The sequence below is a fragment of the Methylobacterium symbioticum genome, from assembly GCF_902141845.1.
Lineage (GTDB): Bacteria > Pseudomonadota > Alphaproteobacteria > Rhizobiales > Beijerinckiaceae > Methylobacterium > Methylobacterium symbioticum.
This window is the reverse complement of the sequence record NZ_CABFPH010000036.1, coordinates 1-15,587: the sequence shown is the minus strand read 5'-3', so window position 1 is coordinate 15,587 and position 15,587 is coordinate 1. Positions and strand designations below refer to the sequence as shown.

Sequence of the window (15,587 nt, the reverse complement as noted above, 5' to 3'; positions counted from 1 at the left end):
ACGGCCTCAGGGCGCCTCCACGAGCCGGAGCTGCGGCATCTGCCGGGGCGGAGCATCCGGGGCCTGCGGCGCGCAGCGGGTCCGGTTGCGGCCCGCCGCCTTCGCCTCGTAGAGGGCGGCATCCGCCTGCGCGTACAGGAGGTCCGGCACCGCGGGCCCGCATGAACCGGGCGGCGCGGCCGCCATCCCGATGCTCACCGTCACCGATCCGGCCGCGATCCCGGCGGAGGCGACGGCGATCCCCAGGGCGGCCTGATGGATCCGCTCGGCGACCTGGAACGCGCCCGCCGCGTCGGTCGCCGGCAGGAGCACGGCGAATTCCTCGCCGCCGATGCGGCAGACGAGATCCTCGGGCCGGTGGACGGTGGCGGCGAGGCCCCGGGCCAGCGCCTTCAGCACGGCATCGCCGGCCGCGTGGCCGTGGCGATCGTTGACGCGCTTGAAATGGTCCGCATCGACCAGCAGCAGGGTGAACGGGGCCGCACCGGGATGGTCGCAGACGCGGGCGAGCTCCGCGTCGAAGCGGCGCCGGTTCGGCAGGCCGGTCAGCCCGTCCGTGAGCGAGAGCCGGGCGAGCTCGGCCTCCACCGCCGCGCGGCGGCGCAGCTCGCGGCCGAACAGGACGGCGAGGCCGGCGGTCAGGCCGCTGAGGAGCAGCATGGTGGCGCCGATCACCACGGCCTTGCCGCGCCATTCCGCCTCGACGTCGTCCGCGCCGCGGGCGACGGTGGCGACGAGCGGCAGGTCGCCGACCGGCCGGAAGGCGTAGTAGCGCCGGATGCCGTCGCGGACGCCGGTCGCGGTGAAGCCGCCCTGACGCTCCCGCAGGACGCGATCGAAATTCTCGGTGCCGCCGAGATTCGCGTTGATGTCGCTCTCGACGAAGGGATGGCGCATCAGGCGGATCCCGTCCTTGCGCAGGAGACTGATCGCCCCGTCCGCGCCGAGATCGACCGACTCGACCAGGGCCGCGAAGTAGGACAGCTTCAGCGTGGCCAGGACGATGCCGCCGAAGGAGCCGTCCGGCTTGTCCACGCGCCGGCTCAGCCCGATCATGTCGGCCCCGGAGAGCCGCGAGCGGAAGGTCCGGCTGATGAAGAGGCCGGCATCGGATCGGTCGCGATGGACCCGGAAATAGTCGCGGTCGGCGAAGTTGGCGCGCTGGGCCGGGCGGTCGAGGGAATCGGCGATGAGGTCGCCGTGCTCGTCGAGCACCACGATCATGCCGAGGCTGCGGGCCGTCGAGGTCCGGTGGAACAGGAGGTGATGGCGCATCGTGGCATCGGCCCGCGCGATGCCCGCCAGGCGCAGGTTCTCGATCACCCCCTGCAGCGAGAGATCCAGGATCTCGACATTGCGGCCGATGTCGTTCGCCACGAGGCGCAGGAGGTTCTGCGCGTTCTGCTCCGCCTTCTCCCAGGCTTCCTGCCGCAGTTGCAGAAGCATCGCCCCCGACAGGATCAGCATGCCGAGGGGCGCCAGGATGCCCAGCAGGACATAGATGCGTGGCGTTGGCAGGCCGCCGACGAGGCGGCGCGGGAGATGCATCGGAAACCCTTTCGCGGGCATTCGGACCGCAGCGCAGCTCCGACGGAGCAGCGCTTGGGCAGCGTTAGCTACGCGATGACCCTAGGGCGCCGATCGACTTAACAAAATGCATACGCAAGCGGGTCCGATCCGCGCTCGATTGCCTAACAGAAGCTTAATTCTACTCTGTCAGATCGAAGTCCATCCAGCCGCACGAGGTCCTGGCGCGGCCTCGTCGCGGGCCCGCCGCCCTACGGCCAAGCTGCCCGATTCCGGCCCGTCCGTCTCCTTGTTGCGGCCCCCTCCGGCCCCGATCCTGCCGATGCGGGCCATCGCCCCCGGCGAGAGATCGGGTGGCGCCCGCGCGAAGGGGCCTGTCCATGTCCGATCCAGACGCCGTCCGCCTGCAGCTCTCGGTCGCCGCGACCCTGTGGGAGATCGCGGCCGCGCGCAGCGAGCGCGAGGCGCCGCGGGTCAACGCCGCCCGCCGCTATCTCGGTGCGATCCACGGTGCCACGCGCCTGCGCAAGCGCCTGGCGGGGGACGACCGCGCGGCCTGATCGTCGAACGGCTCGGACGGCCCGGGGCCCTGGCGCAAGCCAGCCCTGGCGAGACCGGGGCGAGACGCCCTCAGGCCGCCGCGTCCCAGGTCTCGCTGATCGGGCGCCCGTCCTTCTCGAGATGGGCGCGCAGCACCACGTCGCCGGCCGGCAGCGGCTCGGGCGGGCGCCACTCCACGTAGATCCGCCAGCCGCCGGTCTGGGGCACGAAGGCCGCCACCGGCTCGACCATCGTGCCGGCGCCGGCCGAAACGACCGCGGTCACGCCGTCATCCTGCGCCTTCGGCAGGTTCGGCCCCTCGAAATCGATGGCATAGAGCCGCCGCTGCGGGCTCGGCGGCTCGGTCGGGCGCAGGCGCTCCGCCGACCCGGCCCGGGTCGAGACGACGCGGGCGAGATCGCCGGGCAGGGCCTCGGTCGGCTCGGCGCCCACCGTGGTCAGGCGATAGGCGACGCGCAGCGCCGTGCCGGGCTCCGCGGGCACGGCGGGCACGAAGGCCGCCACGATGTTGTCCATGTACTCTTCCCGCGAGGGGATCTCGAAGAGCTGCACCGCCCCGTCGGCGAAGGGAGCAGCCGGCCGCGGCGAGGCCCCGCTCGCCACCATTTCCGGCCGGGGCGCATCCGTGAGCGGCTCGATCCAGAGACCCGGGCGCGCCTCGTGCCGCGCCTCGACATCGAGATAGGCGGCGAAGGTCCGCTCGCGCTGCATCAGGCCGAAGCCCTGCAGCGGCTGCGCCCGGAAGGCCGAGATCTGCGGGCTCGGCCGCCCGTTGACGAGGGGGCGCCAGAGCCGATCCGTGCCGGTGCGGACCACGAGCCCGTCCGAATCGTGCACCTGCGGGCGGAAATCGTCGAAGGCCTGCGCGTTGCGGGCGCCCGGCCCGCTCTGTCCATGCAGGAACATGCTGGTCAGCGGCGCGAGGCCGAGCCGGTCGATCCGGCGCCGCGGATGCAGCGAGGCCGTGACCGTGACGCGCGCCGGGTCGCCGGGCTCGATCGCGAAGCGGTAGGCGCCGGCGACGCTCGGGGAATCGAGGAGTGAGACCACGGTGATGCGGCGCGCCTCCGGCTCCGGCTCGCAGATCCAATGCGCCACGAAGTCCGGAAACTCCTCGCCCTCCGGCGCGCCGGTGCCGATGGCGAGGCCGCGGGCGGAGAGGCCGTATTCCTGGCCGTCCCCGCGCAGGCGGAAATAGGAGGCGCCGAGGAAGACCAGGAACTCCTCCTGGAATCCGGGCACGCGGCCCTTCGGGGCGTCCGAGAAGGCATAGTGCAGACGGAAGCCCGCGAAGCCGAGATCGGGCGCGAAGCTCCTGCCGGCGAGGTCCTTGCCGAGGTCGAACAGGCGCGACTCGTAGGACACGGGACGCGGCGCCCCGGTGCGCGGCTGCACGAAGAGCCGCACGCGCTTCTTCTGCAGGAAGCCGCGGTGGAACAGCTGCGCGCTGAAATGCCGCCCGAGCCGCAGGGCCTCGGCGGGACGGAAGACGATGCGGCGGTAGCCGTCGTAGGAGAGACCCGCGAGCGCCGGAGGCAGGTCGTCCGGCGGCGGCGCGTAGGGGGCCGCCGCGAGGCGCTCGGCCTGGGCGACCACGCCCTCGAACGTCATGGCCGCGTCCGGCCGATCTCCGTGCGGCGTCTCCTGCGCCATCGTTCTGGCGGTATTCAGGTCGATGGCGCTAGGAACAAACGTACCGGCAATAGCGGTCGCGGCCGTCCGAAGAACCGATCGACGGGAGGGGGAACCCGAACTGCTTAGGTGTGGCGCCTCGCGCCGCTCCGATCCCAGCCCTTCGCCTCGTTCAACGGCGTCCTCGTTCATGCGGTCCCTCGATCCTCGATGGCGGCCGGATTGTCTCCACGTCGAGTTCCACGCGCCATGTCCATCACACCGATGCCGCAGGAGACACAGGCGGTCGAGGCTCGCGCGGCGGACCGCGCCGCAGGAGCCGCTGTCGTTGCCGGCGCCTCTATCGAGGCTTGGCACGCCGAGGACAAGGGTCCCGGCGCGGGGAATGCCGGACCAGCCCGTCGCACCCTCCTGCGCCGCCGCCTCGCCCTGGCGCTGCCGACGCTGGCCACCGCGGCTGTCATCGCGGCGCTCGCGGCCTCCGCCTATCCGGCCGCCGGCTGGCTCGGCGGCGCGGTGCTCGGCCTGTTCTGCGTGCTGATGGCGTGGCAGTCCTTCACCGCCTGGCAGTACCTCTACGGACTCGTCGCGACCCTCCTCGGCGACCGCGCCAAGTCGGCGCTGGAGCGGCGCTCGGAAGGGACGGTCCCCGCCCCGAGCGGGCGCTCGCGCACCGCAGCGGTGGTGGCGATCCACGCCGAGGACGCGGTCGCGGTCTTCGCCGCCCTGCGCGTGATGGCCCGCTCGCTCGCCCGCGAGGGCGCCGAGGACATCGACCTCTTCGTCCTCTCCGACACCCGGGACGGCGCCATCGCCGCGGTGGAGGAGCACGAATTCGCCCGCATCCTGGCCTGGCGCGCGAGCGCGGGGCCGGGCCTGCCGCAGGTGCGCTACCGCCGCCGCCGCGAGAATCTCGGCCGCAAGGCCGGCAACATCGCCGAGTTCTGCGAGACCTACGGGCACGAATACGACTTCATGATCGTGCTCGACGCCGACAGCCTGATGACCGGCGCCGCCATGCGCCGCCTGGTCGGGCTGATGGAGGAGAGCCCGCGCGTCGGCCTGATCCAGACCGTGTCCTACGCGGCCGGCCGCGACACCCTGTTCGCGCGCATCCAGCAATTCGCGGTGCGCCTCTACGCGCCGCTGGCCCTGCGCTGCCTCGAGACCTGGCAGGGGCCCGACGGCAGCTACTGGGGCCACAACGCGATCCTGCGGGTCGAGGCCTTCGCGAACAACGCCGCCCTGCCCGTCCTGCCGGGGCGGGCGCCGCTTGGCGGCGAGATCCTCTGCCACGACATCGTGGAGGGCGCCCTCCTGCGCCGCGCGGGCTGGGAGGTACGCCTGCTGCCCGAGATGGGCGGCACCTGGGAGGAGATGCCGACGAACCTCGTCGATCTGCTCGGCCGCGAGCGGCGCTGGTGCCAGGGCAACCTGCAGCACCTCTCGGTCCTGCCCTGGACCGGGCTGCGGGCGGCCAGCCGCTGGCACCTCGCCACCGGCATCCTCGCCTACCTGATGCTGCCGCTGTGGATCGCCTTCCTCGGCCTCGGCACCTGGCTCACCGCGCGCACCGGCGATCTCGGGCTCCTCGGCTACGGGCTCACCGGCACCACGCCCGCCGCCCACGCGCTCGCCGCCCTCACCGTCCTGGTGCTCGCCCTGCCGAAGGTCCTGAGCCTCGGCTACGTGCTCGCCTCGCCCCGGCGCCGGGCCGAGTTCGGCGGCAGCGGCCGGCTCCTCGCGAGCGCCGCCCTGGAACAGGCGATCTGGGTGGTGCTCTGGCCGGTGATGACCCTGTTCACGGCCGCCGCCGTGGTCTCGACCTTCTTCGGCCGGGTGGTGCGCTGGGACACGCAGGCGCGCGACGACCGCCGCGTGCCCTGGTCCGAGGCCCTCCGCCTCCAGGCGGATGCCGTGGTGGTCGGCGCGGTGCTGACTCTCGGCCTCATCCTCGCCGGCGATCTCGTGCTGGCCCTCTGGATGGCGCCCCTCGCCATCGCGCTGATCACCAGCCCGGCGCAGAGCGTGCTGACGAGCAGCGCCGGCCTCGGCCGGATCGCGCGGCTGCGCGGCCTGTTTCTCACCGTGGACGACACCATCCAGGCCCCGGAACTCGCCGAGTTGCATCAGACCCGCCTGCCGGCCCCCGCCCCGCAGGCCGCCGCCCGCGTGGGCCAGGGGGCGGTCTGGCTCGCCGCCGACGAGGCATGAGGGGACGCCCGCCTTACTTCTTCTCCAGAACCTGGATCGGGTTGGTGCGCTGGCTCGCCGCGGGCTCCTGCGTGAGCGAGCTCGCCCCGCCCGACCGTTCCTGCGGCGCCTGGGTCGCACCCTTCGGCGAGCCCGGGCCGCCAACCGCGGTGCCGTCCGAACCGGTCTGCGTCGGTACCGTCCCGCTCGCCAGTTCGAGGCAGGTCACCATCTCGACATAGGACGGGTAGCCGCCGGCCTTGAACTGGCTCTGGCACTGCGACTTGGCCGCGGCGCTGTAATCGCCCCAGCGGCGCTCGGCCTCCTTCTTGGCCTCGCGTTCCGAGCGGAGGCAGCCGTTGCGGCTCTCCTCCTCCGTCGCGCTGGAGCCGATATTGACCCGGCCCGCCGAGGCGCAGGTCTTCTCGACATCGAGCTGCGGCACCGCATCGGCGCGGGCGGCGACGCTGCCGAGAAGGGCGAGCAGGAGAGCTGCCGGCAGGAGGGTTCGGATCTGAGTCATGGTCGGGCTCCGGCAGAGAAGGGCGTCCGGTCGCAGAGCCGGAGCGGGATTCTGCCGGCACAACGCGCCTGAGGCCCGATCGTCGCCGGATCCGGTGAAATTCCGCTGCCGCTGCTTCCGCTCCGCATCCTGCGATCACAGGATCCTGTCGGAATTAACCCTGGCCGCCTCCTTCCGGGCCTCAGCGGGGAGCCTTCGCGCACCTGCGCCGTTGTCGCGCATGCCCAAGCTGACGACGCTGTCCCTGCTGACCCTCCTTGCGACCACCATGCCCGCCGCTGCGGCGAGCTTCCCCTGCGACAAGGCCGAGACGCCCGACGAGAAGGCGGTCTGCGCGAACCTCGCCCTCAACGACCGCGACGTCGAGATGGCCACCCGATTCGACATCCTGAAGGAGGTGCTGCCGATGGGTGGCCGCTCCAAGATGCAGGACGATCAGGAGATCTGGCTGAAGGAGCGCCGCAGCTGCGGCGGCGAGACCGCCTGCCTGCGCGACCTCTACGACGCGCGGCTCAAGACCCTGCGCGGCCTGCTCTCGGAATTCGCCAAGCAGGGGCCGTAGCGAATCCGCTCAGCCCGAGAGCCGCGCCAGCAACCGCTCGGCGAGCGGGTTCTCGGCGGCGAAGGCGTAGTCGATCCGGCGCACGCTCACGGCCCGGGCGCCCGCCCGGACCAGTGCGTCGGCGAGGTCGAACACGGCGGCCTCGGGACAGCGCAGCACGATCTCGCCGTCGATCCCGCGGGGAGCGCCGTAGGGCAGCTCGGCCTCGTGCTCCGCCGCGATCGTCGCGAGGTCGATCTCGCCCGCCTCCGGCAGGCCTGCCCGCACCTCGCGAGTGGTGCGCGCGCGCTCCTCGGCGCTGATCCGGCCCATCACCGCCCGGAAGGCCGCGCGCTGCGCCTCGCCCCAGGGCGCGTTGAGGGAGGCGACGAGATTGGCCTCCGAGCGCAGGATGATGCCGTCGTCGAGGATCTTGAGGGCGTTGGCGGCCAGCGTCGCGCCGGTGGTGGTGATGTCCACGATGATCTCGGCCGAGCCCGCCGCCGGCGCGCCCTCGGTGGCGCCCAGGCTCTCCACGATGCGGTAATCGGCGACCCCCTTCTCGGCGAAGAAGCGCCGGGTCAGGTTCACGTATTTGGTGGCGATGCGCAGGCGCCTGCCGTGGCGCGTCCGCATCTCGGCCGCCACCTCGTCGAGATCGCCCATGGCCCGCACATCGATCCAGGCCTGCGGCACGGCGACGACGACCGTGGCGTTGCCGAAGCCCAGCGGCGTCAGCAGCTCGACCTGACCCTTCGCGTCGGGCAGCGTCTCCCGGATCAGGTCCTCGCCGGTGATGCCGAGATGGGCAGCGCCCGAGGCGAGCTGGCTGGCGATCTCCGAGGCCGAGAGGTAGCGCACCTCGACGTTCGGCACGCCCACGAGCTTGCCGCGGTAGTCGCGCGCGCCCGAGCCTTGCGCGAGCTTCAGGCCCGCCCGGGCGAAGAAGGCGTTGGCGTTCTCCTGCAGCCGGCCCTTCGAGGGCACGGCGAGGACGAGGGGACCTTCGGACGCGCTCACCGGCCCGCTCCTACCACGCGATCGACCCAGAAGGTGCAGCCGACGGCGGGCTGCGGCTCGGCGCTGCCGAGATGGGTGAGAAGCCCGTCGTAGCGCCCGCCGCCAACGAGGGTCGGCCGGCCCTCCCCGCCGGTGATCTCGAAGATGAAGCCCGTATAGTAGTCGAGGTTGCGCGCGAAGGCGCCGCTGAAGCGGAAGCGGTCGAGCGGCAGGCCGCGGGCGGCGATGAAGCCGTTGCGCTCCTCGAACAGGTCGAGGGCGGCGTCGAGGGCGGCGTGGCGGAGGCCGGCCTCCCGGACGAGGCTGCGCAGGTCGCGCGCGGCCGTGTCGGGATCGCCCGCGATCGCCCGGTAGCGGTCGATCAGGGCGCGGTTCTCGGTGTTGAGCCCGGCCCCGCCGCTCGCCTGCGCCGCGGCCTTGGCGAGGAAGCGCTCGGCGATCTCGCCGGCGCTGCGCCCGCCCACCGCCGAGATGCCGGCGATGGCGAGCACATCCTCCACGAAGGCGCGCACCCCGCGCGGGTCCTGGCCCTGGATCGCCGCGAGCAGACCCGCATGCGGATCCTCGGGCAGGGCCGCGTTGGTGATGCCGTCGAGGGGCCGGCCGGCGGCCAGCGCCCGCAGCGTCCGGCGCTTGGCGGCCGGCGGCACGGCGAGCCCGTCGAGGAGGGCCACCGTCAGGCCCATGTCGCCGAGGCGAACCTGGGGCGCGGCATGGCCGAACAGGGCGAGCCCTTCGAGGGCGAGCCCGAGAACCTCGGCATCGGCCGCTGGAATGTCGGGACGGCCGATCGATTCGATGCCGGCCTGGAGAAACTCGTCGGGCTCGTCCGCCGCGAGGCGGAAGACCGGTCCGAGATAGCTGTAATCGGCGCTGCCGCCCTGGCCCCGCGCCCGGTGCAGGCGGCAGACCGGAATCGTGAATTCCGGCCGCAGGCACATCTCGGCGCCGGCCACGTCCTGCGTGACGAAGATGCGCCGCCGGATGTCCTCGCCGGACAATTCCAGGAACGGCTCGACCGGCTGGAGCACGGGCGGGGTGACGCTGGCATAGCCGGCCGCCGTCAGATGCGCGAGGAGCCGCGCCTGCGCGCCGCCATCGGCCCCCGTAGTCTCTGCCTCCGGTCGTGTCATGCGCTCCACTCGCCCGTTTCCGGCGGCTCTGTAGCAACCGGGGGGCGGCTTGGCGACTGCCAACGCGTGCGCGGGTGGCGCTGATCGCGAAAGCCGGTCAACGGCTTCGGGCGATCAGCGGCGCATCGCGTCCATGCGCAGGCCGTGCTGCGGCCGCACGGTGACCCGCTGGACCGGGATCACCGGCGGATGGTCGCCGGGCAGCGCGAGGCGGACGGCGCGGACGACATGGGCCAGCACGATCACCGCCTCCTGCAGCGAGAAGCTCTGGCCGATGCAGACGCGCGGGCCCGCCCCGAAGGGCAGGTAGGCGAAGCGCGGGATCGCCTCGCGGGCGGCGCCGAGGAAGCGCTCCGGCACGAAGGCCGCCGGATCCTCCCAGAGGGCTCGGTGACGGTGCAGCACGTAGGGCGACACCATCACCACGGAGCCCTGCGGCACCTTCACCCGCCCCAGCCTGTCCGGCTTCAGGGCCTGGCGACTGAGGATAGCCGCGGGCGGGAAGAGGCGCAGGGTCTCCTCGATCACCGCCTTGGCGAAGGGCAGGCGCTCGATCGTGAAGCGGCCCTCCGCATCGGCCGCCGCCTCCACCTCCGCCTCCAGCCGCGCCAGGGCGCCGGGGTCCTGCGACAGGCAGTAGAGCGTCCAGGTCAGCGCGTTGGCGGTGGTCTCGTGGCCGGCGGCGATGAAGGTGACGATGTTGGCGCTGACGTCGAGGTCCGACAGGCCCTCGCCGGTCTCCGGATCCTGGGCGGCGAGCAGCAGCGTGAGCAGGTCCTGGGGCGCCTCACCCGCCGCCATCACCGCGCGGCGGCGCGCGATCAGCGCCTCCACGATCTCGGCGAAGTAGCGGATCGCCGGCCGCGCCCGCAGCCGGCCGAGGCGCGGCACGAAATCGGGCACGCCGAACACGTCGAGCGGGTCGATCGGCCCGACCGATTCAAGGAAGCGGGTGATGGCCCGGGCCAGCGCGTCCGGGTCGTTCTGCGGCCCGTTCGTGAAGATCGTCCGCTCCAGCACGTCAAGGGTGACGCGGGTCATCTCCTGGGCCACGTCGATCCGGGTGCCGGCGCGACGGACGAGGCGCCGGGCCAGGCGCTCGCCGGCCGCGTTCATCGCCGCCTCGAAGCCGCGCACGGTGCGCAGGGAGAAGATCGGCGCAAGGGTGCGCCGCTGCAGGCGCCACGCCTCCCCCTCCGCCGTCAGCAGGCCCTCGCCGAGGCCCGGGGCCAGCACGCGGCGCTGCAGGTCGTCCTTGCGGTAGCCGGCCGCGTTCTCGACGAGCACGTGCCGGATGAGGGCGGGCTCGCTCACCACGGTGATGCGGCCGAGCACGCCCTCGCCGGCCATCACCGAGGCGGTGAAATGCTCCTCCATCCAAGTGGCAAGGGGATTGGCGCGCACCGTCCTCAGGAATTCGAACAGGCCCTGCGGCCGGCGCAGGGGCGGAGGCACCGGCGGGCGGAAGCGGGCGGTCGTCGGGGTCTGCGGCGCGGATGCGAGCATCGGCTGGCGGCTCCGGGGCGGTCCTTACCGGGGCGACCTACAGGTCGCGGCATTTGTCAGGGCGGCCGCGCGGCGCGTTCGCGTTTCCGTCCCGCCTTCGCTAAGTAGGTGCCGCACTGCACCAGACGTAGAGGCCACGATGTCGCCCACCGAGACCGCCACCCGCACGGAATCCGACACGTTCGGCCCGATCGAGGTCCCGGCCCACCGGTACTGGGGCGCGCAGACCCAGCGCTCGATCCAGAACTTCAAGATCGGCACGGACCGGATGCCGGCCCCGCTGGTGCACGCGCTCGGCCTCGTGAAGCAGGCGGCGGCGCTGGTGAACAAGGATCTCGGCGGCCTCGACGCCAAGATCGCCGCGGCCATCGCCGAATCGGCCGCCGAGGTGGTGGCGGGGCGCCACGACGACGAGTTCCCGCTGGTCATCTACCAGACCGGCTCGGGCACCCAGTCCAACATGAACGCCAACGAGGTGATCGCGAGCCTCGCCAACGAGCGGCTCGGCGGCAAGCGCGGCGGCAAGTCGCCGGTCCACCCGAACGACCATTGCAACCGCGGCCAGTCCTCGAACGACGTGTTCCCGACGGCGATGCACATCGCGGTGGCCCGCGAGATCCAGGAGCGCCTGCTGCCGGCGCTCTCCCACCTGCACGGTGCTCTGGATTCCAAGGCCAAGGCCTTCGCGTCGATCGTCAAGATCGGCCGCACCCACCTGCAGGACGCGACCCCGGTCTCGCTCGGCCAGGAATTCTCCGGCTATGCCGCACAGGTCGCGCTCGGCGGCTCCCGCGTCGCCGCGACGCTGCCCGGCGTGCTGGCGCTGGCCCAGGGCGGCACCGCCGTCGGCACCGGCCTCAACGCGCATCCGGAATTCGCCGAGCGGTTCGCGGCCAAGGTCGCGGAGCTGACGGGGCTGCCCTTCACCTCGGCCGAGAACAAGTTCGAGGCGCTCGCCACCCACGACGCGCTGGTGTTCACGCAAGGCGCGCTTCAGGCGCTCGCCGCCGGCCTGTTCAAGATCGCGCAGGACATCCGCTTCCTGGGTTCCGGCCCGCGCTCGGGGCTGGGCGAATTGTCGCTGCCGGAGAACGAGCCCGGCTCCTCGATCATGCCGGGCAAGGTCAACCCGACCCAGTGCGAGGCGCTGACCATGGTCTGCGCCCAGGTGATCGGCAACGGCACCACGGTGAGCTTCGCCGGCTCCCAGGGCAATTTCGAGCTCAACGTGTTCAAGCCGGTGATCGCCAACGCCGTGCTGCAATCGGTGCGGCTGCTGGCCGACGCCGCGATCAGCTTCACCGACAACTGTGTGGTCGGCATCAAGGCCAACGAGGACAAGATCGCCGACCTGATGAGCCGGTCTTTGATGCTCGTCACGGCGCTCGCCCCCTCGATCGGCTACGACAAGGCCGCGGAGATCGCCAAGACCGCGCACAAGAACGGCACCACCCTCAAGCAGGAGGCGCTCCGCCTCGGATACGTCACCGAAGCGGAGTTCGAGCGTGTGGTACGCCCGGAGACCATGCTGGCCCCGAGCGCGGAGGCGTGAGGACCCGGCCGGCGCGGACGGTCCGCGCCGGCCCTCGAACAGGAGGCGGATGCGATGGGTGAGGTCATCAACCTGCGCCAGGCCCGCAAGGCGCGCGAGCGCGCCGCGAAGGAGGCCCTGGCCACCGAGAACCGCATCGCCTTCGGCCGTCCGAAGAAGGCCAGGACCCTGCAGGAGAAGCGCAAGGTGCTCGAAGAGACGCGCCACGAAGGCCATCGCCTCGAACGGGACGAACCCGAGGCGTGAGCGGCATCCGCAAGCGCTCGGTCATGATCGCCGGGCACCCGACCAGCGTCTCCCTGGAGGAGCCGTTCTGGGAGGCCCTGCGTGGGGTCGCCTCCGCCCGCAGCCAGTCGGTCCAGGCCCTGATCGGGACGATCGATGCGGGGCGCGGGCCGCAGAACCTGTCCTCGGCAATCCGGGTCTTCGTGCTGGAGGCGGTGCGCGCGCCCAGCGTGGCCGCGGCGCCGCAGGTCGCCGGAGACTACGCGCGGGCCGATTGACCCGCGCCGTCCCGGGCCGTTAGCTCGCGGCGACGGTTCCCCTCGGGGATCAAAAGGGAACGCGGTGGGAGCGTACGCTCGATGCCGCGGCTGCCCCCGCAACTGTGAGCGGCGAGCCTTCCGCCACCATGTCACTGGATGAGCCTCATCCGGGAAGACGGTGAGAGGGCAGCGACCCGCGAGCCAGGAGACCTGCCGTCAGCCGTGGTCACACGCGAGGCGCGTCGGGCGGGGTGTCCTGACGGGTGTCGAGGCGCCGTCATTCCCGCGTAGGAAGACGGCAGCCCTCGGCTTCGTTCGCGGTGACGTGCCACTGCCGTTGCCCCGAGGCTGTCCCGTGCGCCCCTTGCTCTCGACCCTGGCGATCCTGCTCGCTGCCGGACCCGCGCTCGCCCGCGCGGAGGCCGACGAGGCGACGCTCGCCGAACTCTCCGTCAGCGCCGAGCGCGTACCCGGTCCGGATCCGGCCGCGAGCGCAGGCTTCGTGGGCGGCGTCAGCGGGATCGGAGGCGCCCTACGGCCGGTCGAGGCGGCGAGCGCCGGGGTGATCTCCGGCGCGCAGCTCAACAGCCGGCCGATCACGCGGCCCGGCGAGGTGCTGGAAGCGGTGCCGGGCCTCATCGTCACCCAGCATTCCGGGGAGGGCAAGGCCAACCAGTTCTTCCTGCGCGGCTTCAACCTCGACCACGGCACCGACATCGCCCTCTTCGTCGACGGCATGCCCGTGAACATGCGCAGCCACGCCCACGGTCAGGGCTATGCCGACCTCAACTTCCTGATCCCCGAGCTCGTCGGCGGCGTGGAATTCCACAAGGGGCCCTACTTCGTGCGCGACGGCGACTTCGCCTCCGCCGGCTCGGTGCGGATCGACTATCTCGACACGGTCGCGCAGAACCTCGCCCTCACCACGATCGGCTCCTTCGGCTACAGGCGCGCCCTGACCATCGCCTCGGCGCCGCTCGGAGCGGGCAACCTGCTCGTGGCCGGCGAGGCGCAGACCTATGACGGCCCCTGGGACGTTCCCGACCGCCTGAGGAAGTTCAACGGCGTGCTGCGCTACAGCCAGGGCACCGCGCTCGACGGCTTCGCCGTCACCGGCATGGCCTACTGGGCCAAGTGGAACGCCACCAACCAGATCCCCGAGCGGGCAGTGGCGGAGGGAATCATCGGGCGCTACGGCACGCTGAATCCGACCGATGGCGGCGATACCGGCCGCTTCTCCCTCTCGGGCCGCTGGAGCCGGACGGACGAGACCGGGGTCACCCGGGCGAGCGCCTACGTCAACCGCTACCGGATGAACCTGTTCAACGACTTCACCTATGTCCTCACCGACCCCGTCAACGGCGACCAGTTCCGCCAGCGCGACGACCGGGTGCTCGGCGGCGGCGAGATCTCCCACGTCTTCCAGGGCGATCTCACCGGGCTGCCGATGGAGAACGAGATCGGCGTGCAGACTCGCACCGATTCGATGCGCGTCGGGCTCTTCAACACCGCGAACCGCCTCTATCGCGCGACGGTGCTCGACGACCGCGTGCTGGAGGCGAGCGCGGCCTTCTACTACGAGAACCGCCTGCGCTGGACCGACTGGCTGCGCACGAGCGTCGGCTTTCGGGCAGACGGCTATTACGCCGACGTCCGCTCCGACACGCCGGCCAATTCCGGCAAAGCGCGCGACGGCATCGTCAACCCGAAGCTCGGCCTCGTGCTCGGGCCGTGGTCGGAGACCGAGCTCTACCTGAACTATGGCGGCGGCTTCCACTCGAACGACGTGCGCGGCGTGACCGCCACGGTCGATCCGGCGAGCCCGCTCTTCACCGTCGCGCGCGCGCCCTTCCTCGTGCCCTCGACCGGCTACGAGATCGGCATCCGCAACCGCTCGATCGCGGGTCTTGAGACGGCCGTGGCCTTGTTCCGGCTCGACTTCGCCTCCGAGAACCTGTTCCAGGGCGATACCGGCACCACCGAGCCGAGCCGGCCGACCCGGCGCTACGGCATCGAGTGGACGAACCGCTACGCGGTGACGCCCTGGCTGCGGCTCGAAGGCGACCTCACGGTGACGAATGCCCGCTTCGCGGACCGCGATCCGGCCGGCCGCCGGGTGCCCGATGCGCCGACCACCATCGCCTCGGCGGGCGTGACCTTCGGTGAAGGCCTCGGCTGGTTCGGCGCCCTGCGGGTGCGCTATTTCGGTCCGCGTCCGCTGATCGAGGACAATTCGGTGCGCTCGCGGCCGACCGCGCTGCTGAACGGCCGGGTCGGCTACACGTTCGAGAGCGGGGTCAGCCTTTCCCTCGACATCCTGAACCTGACGAACGCAAAGGCCGACCAGATCGCCTATTTCTACACCTCGCGCCTTCCGGGCGAGGCAGCGGACGGCGTCGCGGACCGGCACACCCATCCCGTCGAGCCGACCGCTGTGCGCCTCACCCTGGCGGGGCGCTTCTGACCCCGCTCGGCGTCTGAGCGGCAGCGGCATCCGCCATCCCGAAGGGATCAAGCGGATGTCGGATGCACCGTCAGGGCGCGAGGACGGCCGCGATCTGCGCCTGGATCGCCTCCGGATCGGCGAAGCGCAGGCGCACGGGCAGGACCTGGGCGCCGAACCCGGCGGGCAGGCGCACGGCATCCTTCTCGGTGGTGACGAGGTCCGCGCCGAGCCTCTCCGCCTCGGCCGTCAGCGCCGCGAGGTCGCCCGCGCCGTAGGGGTGGTGATCGGGGAAGGACCGGGTGGCGGCGATCTCCGCGCCGCAGGCGGACAAGGTCGCGAAGAACTTCCGCGGCCGGCCGATCCCGGCGAACGCCAGCACGCGGCGGCCGGCGAAGCCGGCGCCCTCGGGCTCCAGCGCGGCCCGGTGCACCGGCAAGCCCCGCGCCTGCGCCGCCCCGGCGACCCGCG

General features: G+C 72.2%; 14 protein-coding genes and 1 riboswitch. Of the genes, 7 read left to right on the top strand and 7 right to left on the bottom strand.

Annotated elements, in window-relative coordinates; genetic code table 11:
• Positions 1-6: 6 nt before the first annotated feature.
• The gene (locus MET9862_RS13860) at positions 7-1,548 is read right to left on the bottom strand and encodes a sensor domain-containing diguanylate cyclase (RefSeq protein ID WP_142583526.1); all 1,542 of its coding nucleotides are present in this window, start codon (positions 1,546-1,548) and stop codon (positions 7-9) included.
• Positions 1,549-1,907: 359 nt separating this feature from the next.
• Here MET9862_RS13860 and MET9862_RS13855 point away from each other — a divergent pair, with 359 nt between their 5' ends.
• Positions 1,908-2,087, top strand: a complete 180-nt coding sequence (locus tag MET9862_RS13855; protein ID WP_142583525.1) for a hypothetical protein — start codon at positions 1,908-1,910, stop codon at positions 2,085-2,087.
• A gap of 70 nt (positions 2,088-2,157) precedes the next feature.
• On the opposite strand, the gene MET9862_RS13850 is transcribed toward MET9862_RS13855, so the two are convergent.
• Positions 2,158-3,699 (bottom strand): OpgD/OpgG family glucan biosynthesis protein, encoded by a 1,542-nt coding sequence (locus MET9862_RS13850; RefSeq protein WP_142583524.1) that lies wholly within the window; start codon positions 3,697-3,699, stop codon positions 2,158-2,160.
• A gap of 270 nt (positions 3,700-3,969) precedes the next feature.
• On the opposite strand from MET9862_RS13850, the gene mdoH reads away from it, so the two are divergent.
• The gene (gene mdoH, locus MET9862_RS13845; RefSeq protein ID WP_142583523.1) at positions 3,970-5,934 is read left to right on the top strand and encodes a glucans biosynthesis glucosyltransferase MdoH; all 1,965 of its coding nucleotides are present in this window, start codon (positions 3,970-3,972) and stop codon (positions 5,932-5,934) included.
• A 13-nt stretch (positions 5,935-5,947) separates the two neighbouring features.
• Here the strand turns inward: mdoH and MET9862_RS13840 are convergent, their stop codons facing one another.
• Positions 5,948-6,436, bottom strand: coding sequence for a hypothetical protein (locus tag MET9862_RS13840; protein ID WP_142583522.1), 489 nt, complete (start codon positions 6,434-6,436; stop codon positions 5,948-5,950).
• A gap of 220 nt (positions 6,437-6,656) precedes the next feature.
• On the opposite strand from MET9862_RS13840, the gene MET9862_RS13835 reads away from it, so the two are divergent.
• A complete protein-coding gene (locus MET9862_RS13835) occupies positions 6,657-6,998 on the top strand; it encodes a lysozyme inhibitor LprI family protein (RefSeq protein WP_142583521.1) in 342 nt (113 codons plus the stop codon).
• A gap of 9 nt (positions 6,999-7,007) precedes the next feature.
• Here the strand turns inward: MET9862_RS13835 and hisG are convergent, their stop codons facing one another.
• From hisG to MET9862_RS13820, 3 genes are all read right to left on the bottom strand, one after another.
• The gene (gene hisG, locus MET9862_RS13830; RefSeq protein WP_142583520.1) at positions 7,008-7,997 is read right to left on the bottom strand and encodes an ATP phosphoribosyltransferase; all 990 of its coding nucleotides are present in this window, start codon (positions 7,995-7,997) and stop codon (positions 7,008-7,010) included.
• Entirely contained in the window at positions 7,994-9,130 is a 1,137-nt protein-coding gene (locus MET9862_RS13825) for an ATP phosphoribosyltransferase regulatory subunit (protein ID WP_142583519.1), read from the bottom strand. Before MET9862_RS13825 ends, hisG begins: the two co-directional genes overlap by 4 nt.
• Before the next feature lie 114 nt (positions 9,131-9,244).
• Positions 9,245-10,636, bottom strand: coding sequence for a cytochrome P450 (locus tag MET9862_RS13820; RefSeq protein ID WP_142583518.1), 1,392 nt, complete (start codon positions 10,634-10,636; stop codon positions 9,245-9,247).
• 139 nt (positions 10,637-10,775) lie between these two features.
• Here MET9862_RS13820 and fumC point away from each other — a divergent pair, with 139 nt between their 5' ends.
• From fumC to MET9862_RS13800, 4 genes are all read left to right on the top strand, one after another.
• Positions 10,776-12,188 carry a class II fumarate hydratase gene (gene fumC / locus MET9862_RS13815; protein ID WP_142583517.1) on the top strand — a complete coding sequence of 471 codons (1,413 nt, stop codon included), beginning with the start codon at positions 10,776-10,778 and terminating at the stop codon, positions 12,186-12,188.
• Positions 12,189-12,242: 54 nt separating this feature from the next.
• Complete coding sequence (locus tag MET9862_RS13810; RefSeq protein ID WP_142583516.1) at positions 12,243-12,434, top strand: DUF4169 family protein; 192 nt, start codon at positions 12,243-12,245, stop codon at positions 12,432-12,434.
• Positions 12,431-12,691 carry a ribbon-helix-helix domain-containing protein gene (locus MET9862_RS13805; RefSeq protein ID WP_280178968.1) on the top strand — a complete coding sequence of 87 codons (261 nt, stop codon included), beginning with the start codon at positions 12,431-12,433 and terminating at the stop codon, positions 12,689-12,691. The genes MET9862_RS13810 and MET9862_RS13805 overlap by 4 nt, the downstream gene beginning before the upstream one ends.
• Before the next feature lie 17 nt (positions 12,692-12,708).
• A riboswitch (cobalamin riboswitch) is annotated at positions 12,709-12,905 on the top strand.
• 150 nt (positions 12,906-13,055) lie between these two features.
• The gene (locus MET9862_RS13800) at positions 13,056-15,137 is read left to right on the top strand and encodes a TonB-dependent receptor (RefSeq protein ID WP_438616616.1); all 2,082 of its coding nucleotides are present in this window, start codon (positions 13,056-13,058) and stop codon (positions 15,135-15,137) included.
• Between the two features lie 70 nt (positions 15,138-15,207).
• Here the strand turns inward: MET9862_RS13800 and MET9862_RS13795 are convergent.
• Positions 15,208-15,587 (bottom strand): tetraacyldisaccharide 4'-kinase (locus tag MET9862_RS13795; RefSeq protein WP_142583515.1); only part of this gene is annotated, 380 nt, incomplete at its 5' end.